Source organism: Shewanella polaris (assembly GCF_006385555.1).
GTDB classification, from domain to species: domain Bacteria; phylum Pseudomonadota; class Gammaproteobacteria; order Enterobacterales; family Shewanellaceae; genus Shewanella; species Shewanella polaris.
Genome location: NZ_CP041036.1, coordinates 3,282,900 through 3,296,036 on the forward strand (window position 1 = coordinate 3,282,900; position 13,137 = coordinate 3,296,036).

At 37.2% G+C, this 13,137-nt stretch carries 11 protein-coding genes; 6 read left to right on the forward strand and 5 right to left on the reverse strand.

The window, feature by feature from the left end:
- Nucleotides 1–76: 76 nt before the first annotated feature.
- The 4 genes from FH971_RS14245 (at nucleotide 77) to FH971_RS14260 (ending at nucleotide 4,915) form a co-directional block, all read left to right on the forward strand.
- Nucleotides 77–301 carry a ParD-like family protein gene (locus FH971_RS14245; RefSeq protein ID WP_140235617.1) on the forward strand — a complete coding sequence of 75 codons (225 nt, stop codon included), beginning with the start codon at nucleotides 77–79 and terminating at the stop codon, nucleotides 299–301.
- On the forward strand, nucleotides 294–1,079 hold the full coding sequence (gene map, locus FH971_RS14250) for a type I methionyl aminopeptidase (RefSeq protein ID WP_140234768.1): 786 nt from the start codon (nucleotides 294–296) through the stop codon (nucleotides 1,077–1,079). The genes FH971_RS14245 and map overlap by 8 nt, the downstream gene beginning before the upstream one ends.
- A gap of 541 nt (nucleotides 1,080–1,620) precedes the next feature.
- Nucleotides 1,621–3,288 carry a methyl-accepting chemotaxis protein gene (locus FH971_RS14255; RefSeq protein ID WP_338055598.1) on the forward strand — a complete coding sequence of 556 codons (1,668 nt, stop codon included), beginning with the start codon at nucleotides 1,621–1,623 and terminating at the stop codon, nucleotides 3,286–3,288.
- Between the two features lie 1,378 nt (nucleotides 3,289–4,666).
- Nucleotides 4,667–4,915 carry a hypothetical protein gene (locus tag FH971_RS14260; RefSeq protein ID WP_140234769.1) on the forward strand — a complete coding sequence of 83 codons (249 nt, stop codon included), beginning with the start codon at nucleotides 4,667–4,669 and terminating at the stop codon, nucleotides 4,913–4,915.
- A 90-nt stretch (nucleotides 4,916–5,005) separates the two neighbouring features.
- Here the strand turns inward: FH971_RS14260 and FH971_RS14265 are convergent, their stop codons facing one another.
- Entirely contained in the window at nucleotides 5,006–6,715 is a 1,710-nt protein-coding gene (locus tag FH971_RS14265; RefSeq protein ID WP_140234770.1) for a tyrosine-type recombinase/integrase, read from the reverse strand.
- A gap of 467 nt (nucleotides 6,716–7,182) precedes the next feature.
- Nucleotides 7,183–8,391 carry a flagellar assembly protein FlgT gene (locus FH971_RS14270; protein WP_140234771.1) on the reverse strand — a complete coding sequence of 403 codons (1,209 nt, stop codon included), beginning with the start codon at nucleotides 8,389–8,391 and terminating at the stop codon, nucleotides 7,183–7,185.
- Between the two features lie 270 nt (nucleotides 8,392–8,661).
- Here FH971_RS14270 and FH971_RS14275 point away from each other — a divergent pair, with 270 nt between their 5' ends.
- Both FH971_RS14275 and FH971_RS14280 read left to right on the forward strand, forming a co-directional pair.
- Entirely contained in the window at nucleotides 8,662–9,372 is a 711-nt protein-coding gene (locus tag FH971_RS14275) for a FlgO family outer membrane protein (protein WP_140234772.1), read from the forward strand.
- Nucleotides 9,369–9,815, forward strand: coding sequence for an LPP20 family lipoprotein (locus tag FH971_RS14280; protein WP_137226451.1), 447 nt, complete (start codon nucleotides 9,369–9,371; stop codon nucleotides 9,813–9,815). The genes FH971_RS14275 and FH971_RS14280 overlap by 4 nt, the downstream gene beginning before the upstream one ends.
- A gap of 98 nt (nucleotides 9,816–9,913) precedes the next feature.
- Here FH971_RS14280 and FH971_RS14285 read toward each other — a convergent pair.
- The 3 genes from FH971_RS14285 to FH971_RS14295 all read right to left on the reverse strand — a co-directional run bounded on the left by FH971_RS14285 (nucleotide 9,914) and on the right by FH971_RS14295 (nucleotide 12,968).
- Nucleotides 9,914–11,142, reverse strand: a protein-coding gene (locus FH971_RS14285; RefSeq protein ID WP_140233926.1) for an IS3 family transposase whose coding sequence is annotated in 2 segments (ribosomal slippage) — nucleotides 9,914–10,791 and nucleotides 10,791–11,142 — 1,230 coding nt in all. Because the reading frame shifts where the segments join, the coding sequence is not laid out codon by codon here.
- Nucleotides 11,143–11,250: 108 nt separating this feature from the next.
- Nucleotides 11,251–12,183, reverse strand: coding sequence for a DUF6268 family outer membrane beta-barrel protein (locus tag FH971_RS14290; RefSeq protein ID WP_140234773.1), 933 nt, complete (start codon nucleotides 12,181–12,183; stop codon nucleotides 11,251–11,253).
- 134 nt (nucleotides 12,184–12,317) lie between these two features.
- The gene (locus FH971_RS14295) at nucleotides 12,318–12,968 is read right to left on the reverse strand and encodes a TetR/AcrR family transcriptional regulator (protein ID WP_140234774.1); all 651 of its coding nucleotides are present in this window, start codon (nucleotides 12,966–12,968) and stop codon (nucleotides 12,318–12,320) included.
- Nucleotides 12,969–13,137 lie beyond the last annotated feature (169 nt).

Below are 13,137 nucleotides of genomic sequence, written 5' to 3' on the forward strand. Positions count from 1 at the left end.
CAGACTCCATAAAATTTGACACCACAGTTCCTTAAAAATACACTATGCATACGTTTTGTATATGAAGTGCATATTAATGGGTATTGTTAAAATTTCAGAAGAACTGCATGAAGAACTTCGTAAAGCAAGTTCGGTCATGTCACGTTCAATCAATTCACAAGCAGAGTTTTGGATCAAAATGGGCATGTTAGCCGAGTTACATCCTCAACTTTCATATAATCAAATCATGGCGAATCTGATGCAGTCTGCGAATGTTTCCGCCACATACATTTCAATAACTGAAGAGCATTGTAATGCATAGTCAAGTAATGATTAAATCAGAGGAAGATATATCATTAATGCGAGAATCAGGGAAGTTGCTTGCGCAGGTTTTTAAGATGCTCGACGAATACGTCCAACCTGGCATCTCTACGATGGATATCAATAATAAAGTTGAAGAGTATATTGTTAATGAACTCAATGCTCGTCCTGCAAGTAAAGGGCAGTATGATTATCAATATGTATTAAATTCATCGATCAATGAAGTTGTGTGCCACGGAGTGCCTAAAGAGGCTGAGATTTTAAAACGTGGCGATATTATCAACCTAGATATTACACTGGAGAAGAATGGATTCATTGCAGATTCAAGCAAAATGTATGTAATGCCTTCAGCCTCACCGCTTGCTATTCAATTGGTAAAAACAACTTATAACGCTATGTGGGAAGGTATTAAGCACGTAAAACCTGGCGCAAAATTTGGTGATATTGGTCATGCAATACAGCGACATGCAGAATCCCATGGATACAGTATTGTAAGAGAATATTGTGGACATGGAATAGGTCGTGAAATGCATGAAGAGCCACAGGTGCTTCATTATGGTAAGCCAAATAGTGGACTTACATTAAAAGAGGGAATGATATTCACTATCGAACCAATGGTTAATCAGGGTACTGCGAAAATAAAAACCAAAAAAGATGGTTGGACGGTGGTCACGAGAGACAAAAAACTCTCTGCTCAATCGGAACATACAGTATTGGTCACTAGTACAGGCTATGAGGTTCTCACGTTAAGAGAAGACGAAAAGCTGCCAATGCTGTAATGGTTGACAGTGAAACTTTCGATCAAAACAAATGTAGCAATTCATAAGAAATATGAATTCAATTTGGACAGACGCCAACCATCTATAACTATGCCTCAAAATCGTTTTGGGGCATAAGCGTGTTGGTGCTTATACTCTAGTTAATGATATTTAAGTGATTTGTTTTAAATGATTTTAGTTTTAGAGTATTGAAATAACAAATGAAAGCAACTTTAGCTGAACAGGCTCTTTGAATTAAAGAGCTAACAACTAAACTGTAACCTTTTGTTGTTGGCCCTTCGCTTTGCTCTGGAAAATGTCCCCAGTTTATTCATCTTGCGTAGCTCCTAATTGACGTGGACTAATGGCTTAACTTCGCCGTAGGCGGCAAATGCTTACCAGTCACCGATAGATTTTGAAATCTCTTTTAAAAAATGTCAGGTTGCAGTTGTTCTGAACACTGAACATGGCTTGGTATCACACTTTATATGAATTAAGCAGGTATAATACTTTTTCATTAAATTAACTATATGTTTCTATAATTTGAGGTGAATTTGTGAAAATGACAATAAAAATAAAATTAATGGCAACATTAACCATACCACTGGTATTTATAAGCACTTTTTTTATAATTTCACTTATAAACACCCATACATTAGTACTAAAAACAGAATCAGATAATATCATAAAAGAATTCACTAAATTTACTAATCAAAAATTGAAAGATGAAGCTGATACTCTTAGCTTTGCTATCTCAGAGATATATGCAGAATATGAAACAGCAGATAGCGACGACACAAAGCAGAAATTATTAAATGAAGCATTAAATGCCGTAACGATTACTAAATATGGTGAAAATGGTTATTTCTTTATTTTAGATGATAAAGGGGTACTTCTTGGGCATCCTGAGAGTAACTTGATAGGCAAAACAACATCATTTAGTACGTTAATCGCAACAGGGATAAGAAACAAATCAGAGGCATTTGTTACTACTGAATATAAAAACCCTACGACGGGAATAACAGAACAGAAATTTAACTATGCGCATAAAATATTCCCTGATTGGGGATGGATTATTGCTACTGGTGCGTATCAAAGTGACATGCATGCCGCAGAACAAAGTTTAACAAAAGCAACTAATGATATATTTGATAAAAAAGTAACGTCCATTATTACAACAACAGTAATTATAACTATCCTCGTACTTTTTTTTGTTATTTGGCTTATTAACGTTATTCTTAAAAGACTTTCAAGATTGAAAGATAGCATTACTCAATTATCAACCGGTGAAGCAGATTTAACGTCTCGACTTGTGATTCAAAATGATGATGAAGTCGGTGAGATTAGTCAGGCTGTAAATAAATTTATTCAATATTTACAATCGATGATGTTAGAAATATCTGATGCATCGAAGCACATAACCGAAAATATATACCAACTTAACGTGCAGTCAGAACAAAACAGTCAAGCATTATTAACTCACTCAACAGAAACAGAGCAAGTTGTTAGCGCAATCACAGAGATGAGTGCAACAGCTGAAAGTATTGCAGAAAATGCAGCTGAAACAGCTACTAATACTAAAAAAGCAAATGATGAAGCATTAGAGTCGAAAAGTATTGTTCATGAAGCAGTTAATAGTGTCATGGCATTAGTAAGTGAAATTGAGTCTACATCTGTGAGCATTAATACAATGAGCAAAAACACTAACCAAGTTATTAGTGTGTTGGAAGTAATTGGAGAAATTGCAGATCAAACCAACTTATTAGCACTTAATGCAGCAATTGAGGCTGCAAGAGCTGGTGAGCAAGGTCGTGGTTTTGCAGTTGTAGCCGATGAAGTAAGAACGCTTGCAGCTCGAACACAAGTGAGCACTGCTGAAATAAACGCTATTCTTGCGACATTACATAAAGATGCAGAAAATGCAGTTGCAGCAATTGATGCCACTAAAGCAAGTTGTCAAAGAACGGCAGAAAATACGAATCAGGTCACTGTTAGTTTAGATAGCGTTACTGATTGTATTGTAGAAATAAACGATTTAAGTACACAAATAGCAACAGCCTCAGAAGAGCAAAGCAGCGTAAGTGAAGAAGTTAACCGTAATATGGTTAATATTCATGAAATGGTGAAGGAATTGACTCGAAATGGAGATGCGAGTGTTAACAGCACACATAATTTGGCAACCGCAAATGCCCAATTATCAGCGTTAGTGGGTAAATTCAAATTAGAATAATTTACATTTAAGTATTCTGGTCTAATTGAACCGGACACTTCAATTTAGTGCTAACATCTAAGAGGCTTCCAACCGGTGGCCTTTTAATATTCCTATCATGTCCCCTATAAGTTAAATTTCCATTTATTAAGTAAGTTTTCGACTATTTTAAAGTGGTTAGCTTCTTGTTTCATGCCTATGCATCTGAGTCAGTTTTGGCTTATTCTTATGAGAACGTCCACTCAATTGTATCTAACTGAGCTAACATTCCATGGCAACAAGCCATCAAGTTTAGTGTAAGCGTCCGGGCAAGTACATCTTCAGCAGCTCTTATTCATCCTCTATATTAACGACCGATCATTACAAGCACTGTCTAAGAATATTATAAGTTGAATATCTCAGCCTTTTAAGCTTTTAGGCAGATTTAGCGAGAAGGTATGTCAACGTTCGATTCGCCATTCTAAGGCTTAATTTGAATTATGGTGTACCCATGTTTCAATTATTTCTGAGCATTATCGTTCATTTTTGCCGTTCGATTAGATAAGTTGTTTGGTCCGCTTTGGCCTCCTCCCTACCTATACATTTATTTAAAAAAGGTAGATTCTGGTAGAAAACTATCAGCAAGCTTTTATTTGACAAATTATTAACCAAATACAATATTCGTTCAAAAAACAAGCGAACGAACACATTTTTCAACTTTTTTTAATTATTTCACTATCACTTTTTTAAAAAGGGTCCTCTATTATATATTGTAAGCAAAAAAATAGTTAAGTTGGATCTCAGTTTGAAATGAGAGATGCTTAACTATTACATTTTTCATTCTCATCTACTTTAGCCAATCCATTTATTAAACTGGATGTGTTCTTCAGTCACAACGTGACTGGCCAATCAAGAAGTGGTGGTTGTTAAGCTTGAAGCAACATCATTACTATTTCATTTGAGATCAATTAATAAAAATCGCCAAATTTTAAAATTTGTGTTCCGATGTGGAAGTGGTCTTTTTATTTGATCTCAAAATGAGCGCAGGACAATGGTCGTTGAGCAAAAAACCATGATGTTAGTTCGAGTGAATATAAACAGATTGAAAATGAGATTGGTTTGCTTGATAAGCAGATAGCACCGGTTCAAGCTAGTTATGATAAAGCACTTGAGCTGGCGGGCGTTAAAATGGTTCGCCTCGTGTTGGTGCGCGTCAAGCTATTGAAGTTGGCCATTGGATTAGTTCGCAAAAATCGGATGGCAAAAAAGATATAGAGCAGTCTGAAAAATCAGAAGTTGAAAAGCTTGAGATGGAAATGCTTGAAATGAAAAAAATGATACAGAAGCAAGCTTTGCTAATTAAATCGTTAACATCTAAATCATAATTGTCTTTGGCCCTTAGCTGCGCTAAGAAAAAAAGATGCCAGGAATTACACAACCGCAGCCCGTTAGTTTAATGAGCTGGTTATCTTCTCCGAAGGCGGCACAAAACAAAATAGGAAAAGTAATGACTGTTAATAAAAAACCTAAAAATAAAGAAAGAAAAATTCTCAATCCTGAGCAGAAGCAAAGACAAGAAGAGTTAAACAAAATAGCTAGCGAGAACGATGGCGTTATTAGTGATTCTGTATATCATCCGGCTCAACACTACAATGATTTAAAAAAATAGTGACAAGACTAAATAGTTAAAGATTGGTGTTAATAAAGAAACCGCCTTAATTGGCGGCTACAGAATCTGTTACAGGGTCCTACACTTAATTTAAGACTGCATTGATAACCACATTTCGACCTCTAAATCATTTATCTTTTCAGCTTCAAATTGACCTTTTATTAAGTTAACAAATTTATCCCAGTCGGATTTAAGGATGTGATTTTCACTTGGTTCAGCTTTACCATTTTTAAACATTAAAAATAGTTTTGATATCGACTCTGGTAGTAATTCAGCAGCAGCATAAACAGTGTTGAAATTAGGTACTAGTGAATTTTGAGCTATAACGATATCTTTGGTTTCGTTAAATACCTTATCCATCGCATCTGATTTTCTTTCCAGATCAATATTATTATAATGCAAGTTAGCTATTTCCAGACTATCACCTAAAATATCAGCAGCAACATCAATACCTCCTTGTTTAGCAATATGAGTGCCAAATGTTGCTCTTAAACTGTACATTCTACCATCGGCTGGTAAATCAAAAAATGCTTTTACTAACTTCCAAAGTTCTCTGTATGCATAATCTGAAACATGATGATCCATTATTACTCTTGACGGAAACATATGACCTTTGCCGTTTCGCGGTATTTCATCTAAATGCTTTCTAACTTCTGCTTTTACTCTTTCATGCTTAATTTCGACTGTTCTAGAACCGGCCTCTTTTGTTTTGCAAATTTCCGCAGGAATATGCATCATCAATTTACCATCATTATAATTAAAGTTATCGATGAAATTTTTATAAACTTCCGAATTTCTTGCTCCAGTTACGGCCATGATAGCTATAATTAATTTTCCAAAAGGAGGACTTGGTGTGTCATCATCAAATAAATATGTCATTAAACCGTCATAGTTTAGTTTATATGTTTGAACAGCCCCTCTTGAAACTGTTTTTTTTGGAAACAAAGATGCAAAACTCTTAATTTTATTACTATGTATATATCCAATTTTTTCGCAAATGTTAAACATGGCATTTATTTCACCAAAATATTTACGCATTGTACCCACTTCAATTTGTTTTGGTTTAAAAGTTTCAGGGTCTGCATTTCTTCCTTCTATGTTATATTCTGTGTATTTTTCTTGCCAATGTTTTTTAAATTCAGCCGGCCATTCTTTTGAAACATCACCCAAGGCTTTGTCTAACCAAGGTTCGAATTGTCTCAGAATAGATGCAATTGTTTTTTTTGAGACAGGAGAAATTTTATTTCTCAATGTTGATGTTGTTAATCTGTCTTGTGCATATTTCCCTGACTCTATATATTCTCTAATTGTTATATCACCATCTTGCCGTGCTATTTTTACATTGTATTGGTGATTTTTAATAATTTCTAAAAATCTAGCTTTTGCAGTATACAAATTAGCTTCGTTAGATTTGTAGTAATTACTGTTTTTTACTATCCATCTTCCTAATGACTTCCCATTACCGCGCTTTTCATTTCCACGTTTTGCAATCGACGGATAAAATGTTCTTGTTTTTTTTCCAATGCGTAATAATAACCTGCCACCATCATTTTCAGCATTAAATGTAGTATCAACAATATCGATTGGTTTGTCCGAACAAAAAGGTAACTTCTTAATTATATTATCAGTAAGCATTACTTTTGTGGGTGCTGGTGATCTAGCGTCTCTAGTGTCGCTCTTTTCATCTTCAACTTTATATTCCAACAGCTTACCGACATCATAATCAGCATTTTTTATCATGCCCTGAACATCTTTATGATCTAGATAGTATTTGCTGGTATTAGTACATAATTCGCTCATATTTTAACCATAACCAAGAATTGAGTATTTTGTATTGTAGTGCCGTTTTGTGGTGCATGTACATCTTTTAACATGTAAAAATATGTACAGAATGGTGCAATGCATGTATTTTCATAATATTTGCACTAACTAATAATCGATTGGAGTTGAGTTATAAAATATTGTTTTTTATGTATTTTATACTTACTTGCTAATATTTTATATTAACAAATAAGTATATAAAATAGGAAATCTACCCCTTAGGAGGCGGCTGCTCTATCCTGTTGAGCTATAGAGAGACCCAGTGATTATACTGAGTTTATAATCGAATTAAACCTTTTATATTTAATTGCTTGATTAATAACCAACTAATTCATAATCGCCTAACTCTTAGCATTTAGCACTTAGCACTTAGCACTTAGCACTTAGCACTTAGCACTTAGCACTTAGCACTTAGTTTGGAACAATTAGCTTCTAGTAACCAATCATTAGTTCTTAATCGCAATGTCGTTCACTTGAATATTGTCAGCACTGTCGATACCGTCAAAAATTGCGGTTGAACTGTCTTCAGTAACTTGTTCAATAACCACATTTGCACGGCTTTTTGTAGCGATGGCGCGCATGGAGTTGAATCTGTCTGGGATATTTTTTTGTAATACAATTTGGAATTTATCACCCATTTTGACGCCATTTTTACGACCTAAGTTGATGATAATACGATCCCCTTGCCTAGCAACAATTTGGCCTAGTAATGGACGACAATTTAACTGCTTATCCAGGGACATCACACTTTGTTGTAAAACATCACTAATAGCCTGTCCATAGGAAGAGCGCCAAAAGCGTTGGTTAGCAGGAGAGACTATTTCTTGTCTTTCAAACTCCCAAGGCGCTGATGTAGCAAACGATTCTGACCACACAACTTCGCCACTGATACCATGATAAAGAGTTAATTTTATCATAAATTGCCTAAGCGGATCATCGTCTACCAACCCCATATAACTGCTTTGTACCGGTTCAGTAGAAATATCAATAATTTCTGGTTGCAATACATATTGGCTGTCGGTGATTTCACCTAACCAACTAGGAATACGGTAACCCTTAAAATTAACCAGTTGATTGGTATTATCAATTTTTTCGTCGGCGTGTAATCGAGCGAAACTGTACCGAGATTGAGCGTTGATGATTTTGCCTAAATGTTCAGTAATCCGTTGTTCAAAGTTGGCCAGTTGTCCATAGCGTAACTGGGCGCGTTCTTGTAAATAGGCTTGTGGCAACATAATGGCGGCTTTGAGAGACTGGCTTTTACATTGTGCATCTGGTTCTTGTTCACCTAGCTCAAGTTGTAAAACCACGGTAATAGTGTGCTGGCTGATCATTTCACTCATTAATTCAACATTATTGGCCGATCCCATCCGTTGAATTTGAAAGGTATCTTGAATAAGCCGACCTTGGTTGACTTGTTGTTGGCTGGAAAAGTTAACCCCGGCTTTTAAGCTGGCATAATTTAATGCTTGGCTAATGGCATCTTCGCGGGCTTTATCAATATCGCCATTAACAATTTTGGCCTTGCCAGTAACTTCAATTTGTTCAGCAGAAGCTGACATTGTCGCCAGCAAGCCACTGACACATAGCACGACTATTGCTGCAATATGACCGAAGGGATTAGCTCGGTTAGTAGGGCTTTGTTTGATCAGCATGCGATGTCCTAATGTCAAAAAAACGTCAATTTGGCCTAATTACACCAATTAAGATTACTCTATTTTTAACAAAGCAAAAATTGTGCCTATTAACATTTTTGTAGTTATTTTTCGATCTAGTGTAATTATAGTAAAGCTTCTTGTGCATATGCCGATATAGGGTGACGAACGATAAAGAAGTAAGTTAATGACCTTAGTCAGTGGTACACAAGGTGATTAAATAGCTCATTTATACCAAGACTTGCGGCATTAAGTGTTAGAGGAATTATTATGATTAACAGGCTTTTTATCCCCACTGTCATGCTCGCATCGTTATCATTAGTGGCATGTACGCAAACGCCTAACGAAGCCAATAACCTTGCCTTTAGTAACAACGGAAAACTGGTCAAAGTTACCGATAAAAATAACGCTAAAAACAAAACGCTAGCTTATGATATTCAGGACGTTGGATTATCGCCTAAAGGGCAAGTTAATGTGTGGGCCGAAAAGTTAGTCAACGAGTTAGTGCTGCAGAATGACGCTTTACGACCTGATCAACCACTGCTTATATCTACGCCAGTAATGGCCAGTAATTTAAATACCACCAACGAGTTGGCATTACAGTTACAACAAGGATTACTTGCAGCCTTTCATGCCCATGAATTTAACTTAGTTGATTTAAATGTTGCGACTAGTTTACGCGCGACAGAGCAAGGCGAGTTTATGTTGAGTCGGAATTGGGAGCTTTTACGCTCAGATTTACCGGTATCACATGTGTTAGTGTCAACCATGGCCCTAACACCTGAAGGCATTATGTTTAACGGCCGAGTGGTAAATATCACCAATAATCGGGTACTTTCTGCAGTGCAATCATTTGTAGCAGCATCGAGCTTATCGGGATATTTACAGCCTTCTGAAATTATTGAATCTCGCAACGGTTTGTTGTATCGCCACGAAAAGCGAGGCGACAGTCGTTACACCGTATTAGGAGATAAGCTATGAAATCGCTGATATTAATAATGCTGTTGGTACTAAGCGGATGCGTCAGTAAGGACAAATATGTTCAGTGGGAAACTGAAGCTCCAGCCTCGTTTCCAACCCTAACAGCAATTGGTTACGCACCTTTAGCAACACAGCCGAGTAAAGAAGCGTCACATCGTATTTTAATGGCAATGCAGGCGTCAAAAATTGCCGCTTATCGTGAGTTAGCTGAACAAGTTTATGGCCAAAAGGTTACGGCTAATAGCGACGTGAGTGAGTGGTTATTAACTGATGATAACGTTAAGTCGAGCGTTAGTGGCATTATCCGTGGAGCAAAAGTGGTTAAGACCTACCCTTCTGGTGAGTTTTATGTCACAGAGCTCGCTTTGGACTTTAAACAAGTATGGCAATTGTACGAACAACAAAATCGCCCTAAACGGGTGAAAGATGTTACCTACTTTTAAGTGATAATTAGCTTGATACCTAATGTTCGCTAATCTTTGAGTTAATTAGCTTGCTTAAACCAAAATTGTCTAGTCCTAAAATAGGTTGACGGTTTTTATTAAGCCAGTTGGAACTCCCGACTGGCTTTTTCATGCACTTCGTTTGGGGTTTTCATTCCTAAACTAAGGTGCGGTCTTAACTCGTTATAAATCCTAATAGATTCTTTGATGAGTATTGCCAGCTCCTTCATCGTACGACAGCGGTAAAGTAAAAACTCTTGCTTCAAAATACCATTCACTCGCTCAGCTAACGCATTCTGATAACAATCATACCCATCTGTCATCGATGGCCTTATCGCATTCGCAGCCAATTTATGTTGATATTCTGCTGAGCAGTACTGTATCCCTCTATCTGAATGATGAATGACATCACTGGTTGTCTGACGATTCTTTATCGTCATCTCCAATGCTTTAACAACATCACTGGCTTTCATTTCATCACTTAATTCATAACCCATTATTTTTCTTGAATATGCATCTGTGACTAATGATAAATAGTGAGTTCCTTCGTCTGATTTTACGTAGGTTATGTCACTGACAAATACCTCTTCAACGCTCTTCACCACTCTGTCTTTGAGTAAGTTTGGGTGTTTTCTCAACCAATGGTGGCTATGGGTTGTCTTGGTGTAATTCTTCCTAGGCTTTACTAACATATTGTGTTGTTTTAAATACTGAAATAGGCCGTCCCTACCTAGCTTTATGCCTTGTTCAAGTAACTGTGGCTTGATGAGTTGATAAAGCTTACGCGTACCCACTCTGGGCATGAACTGACGCCAATACATAACCATAGTCATCACCGGTTTTAACATGTCAGCTCTTGCTGCTAAGCGCTGCTTCCATTGATAAACAGCTTGTCTTGATAGGTTAAACTGCCGACTCGCTGTCGCTAGCTTTACAGTGCCTTTTTCTTTGGCAAGCCAGAGCGTTCGGCTAAGTACTTTTTTTCTAAATCAATACCGTACTCATTTTTAAGTAACTCGACCATATCGCCATAAATCATATTTTTCATTTCGAGATTGGAGACTTGTTTCTCTAATCGTTTGATTTTCTGGGCGGGTGTTTCTGTAGATTTGGACATAGGTGAATGCTCAATCGGCTGGGACCAATCTAATCTACCATGTTTTCGTAACCATGTTAGGACGGTACTTCTCCCTTGAATGCCATAGTGGTTTTGAGCTTGCTTATACGTTAGCTCGCCTTTTTCTACTTGACTAACAACCGCTAATTTAAAGCCTAATGTGTAATCTCGTTGAGTACGTTTTATATTGATTGATACTGAAGGTTTCATAGATAAGTCTCCAATGTGTCAACTTATCTCAGGACGGGACAAATGTTTATACAAAAAAGCCGCTGATTTAAGCGGCTTTTTTGTTATCGGCTGTGTTATCGCTCATTGTTAAAACGATAATTTAAACGCTAAGCCAAATGCGGCCTGGTTTTCCATGTCTTCAGTAACGTCAGGATAACTTAACTCCATTTCTCCAGCAAAATAGTACCCTGCATAAGCATTAAGGCTAGTATTACTGGTCGCTTTCCAGCCTGCACGGGCAAAGCCAACCCATTCTTTTACTTCAATGGTTTTGTCATCGTCAGCAATTAAAAAACGCTCGGTTCGCATTGAGCTTCCCACGCCAAAATCCCAGTCCCTATTATATTGATAGCTTAATTCTAACCCTGCAGGGCCACTAAAACCGGCTTGGAATGGGTTAGCAAGTACCCACTTATCGTTTATTTGCCAACGAACCGCCAAATAAGGAATCGTACGTACTTCTGAAATATCATTTAAATATGCAACGCCAACACCCAACATATTGCCCGAATCAAAACGGTACATTCCCGATGCGACTACACCATAACTTTGCGCGTTTGAAGATGATGCAGTATCAGCATAGGCGTATTGCAGTTTGGGGGCGATAAGAAACATCCAATGATTATCAAGACGGTAAGATAACGATAAACCAGCACTGTACTGATGTATGGTTGACCAAGGTTGAACAGTTGAATATAAAGGAGTGTTTTGGTTTATTTCCCAATCGTAATCGAGGTTATCGTAGCCTAAGCTTGCTCCTATAGACCACTGGCGATTAAGTGGCATGTTGGCCGAAAAACTGGTTTTCCATGTATCTCGCTGTAACTGATTAGCGTTAGTGTCATCAGTACCAACATTTGCAGTGCCCGTTGATGTACGAGCCACGGTGAGTGAAAAAGGTGAACGATCTGGGGCTGCTAAAGCTTGCTGGCTTAACAGCAGACCTGATGCCAACAAAATTGACAAAGCTGATTTACTCAATGATTTTGGCTGAATTACGTTAACGTTATAAAGCGTCATATCGATCTGCTTCCCTTCAAATAATGAGATAAGTTAAGTATTACCTTGGTTTCATTGCACCTTGGTTTAATTACACTTCGGTTTAATGGAATAGCAATACTGTTTTCGAGCCAATTAGGTTCAACTTTTATGGTTTATTTTACGTCAACTTGGTGAGCTCGCAAAAACATCACGGCAGTATCTTGTATGTATGCTTGTCTGGATATCAGTAAATCACCGATCTCCAAGCCTAACTCTAGACGTAATTTAAGTTCGCCAAATAACATTAAACATAATCTAACTGCGCTTTCATGCGGATTTTCAAACAAGTATTCGCCGTGATCATTGACCTTTTTTAAATAATTTCTAACCAGTCCGAGTACGTGCTTGGGGCCAGCATCATAAAATAATCTAGACACTTCTGGGTGAGTATCAGCTTGAGCTACGCAGGTTTTAAATACTGTCATGGCCTCTTTGCTAACAATCATCTCACCAAATTGCTGAGCAAACTGCAAAATAACCTGTTGAGGTTTACTTGCATCAACTAAGGCATCGTCAGTGAGTTGATGCACAACACATTTAGACTCAATCGCGGAAACAAACAAATCATCTTTGGAGCCAAAATGAGAATAAACGGTTTGTTTTGATACACCAGCATGTTTTGCCACTTCATCCATGCTGGTATTAGGAAAACCCTGATGGCAAAAAAGGTCAATGGCAGACTCAAGTACCTGGGCACGCTTTTGCTCACTGCGGCTCATATTAACTTGTCCGTCATTATTATGCGATGTGTGTTCTTTTATCATGTTGGTTCCGTAAATTAACCCATTAAGCAAACTCGAGCTTCAGTAATACAGCTCATTATTTAGCGTTATAGTAACCAAAAATAGACTGGACAGTCTAGTCTTATAAACCTAGACTACTGAGTCTAATTAACATTTAAATTACATATTGCGATTTGAAATAAATGCTTTC

Bases quoted from the DNA above. Each gene is read 5' to 3' on its own strand.
- FH971_RS14295 (WP_140234774.1), bottom strand. From the start codon at position 12,968: ATGATAAAAGAACACACATCGCATAATAATGACGGACAAGTTAATATG.
- FH971_RS14275 (WP_140234772.1), top strand. From the start codon at position 8,662: ATGATTAACAGGCTTTTTATCCCCACTGTCATGCTCGCATCGTTATCA.
- map (WP_140234768.1), top strand. From the start codon at position 294: ATGCATAGTCAAGTAATGATTAAATCAGAGGAAGATATATCATTAATG.
- FH971_RS14280 (WP_137226451.1), top strand. From the start codon at position 9,369: ATGAAATCGCTGATATTAATAATGCTGTTGGTACTAAGCGGATGCGTC.
- FH971_RS14265 (WP_140234770.1), bottom strand. From the start codon at position 6,715: ATGAGCGAATTATGTACTAATACCAGCAAATACTATCTAGATCATAAA.
- FH971_RS14245 (WP_140235617.1), top strand. From the start codon at position 77: ATGGGTATTGTTAAAATTTCAGAAGAACTGCATGAAGAACTTCGTAAA.
- FH971_RS14255 (WP_338055598.1), top strand. From the start codon at position 1,621: ATGACAATAAAAATAAAATTAATGGCAACATTAACCATACCACTGGTA.
- FH971_RS14290 (WP_140234773.1), bottom strand. From the start codon at position 12,183: ATGACGCTTTATAACGTTAACGTAATTCAGCCAAAATCATTGAGTAAA.
- FH971_RS14260 (WP_140234769.1), top strand. From the start codon at position 4,667: ATGCCAGGAATTACACAACCGCAGCCCGTTAGTTTAATGAGCTGGTTA.
- FH971_RS14270 (WP_140234771.1), bottom strand. From the start codon at position 8,391: ATGCTGATCAAACAAAGCCCTACTAACCGAGCTAATCCCTTCGGTCAT.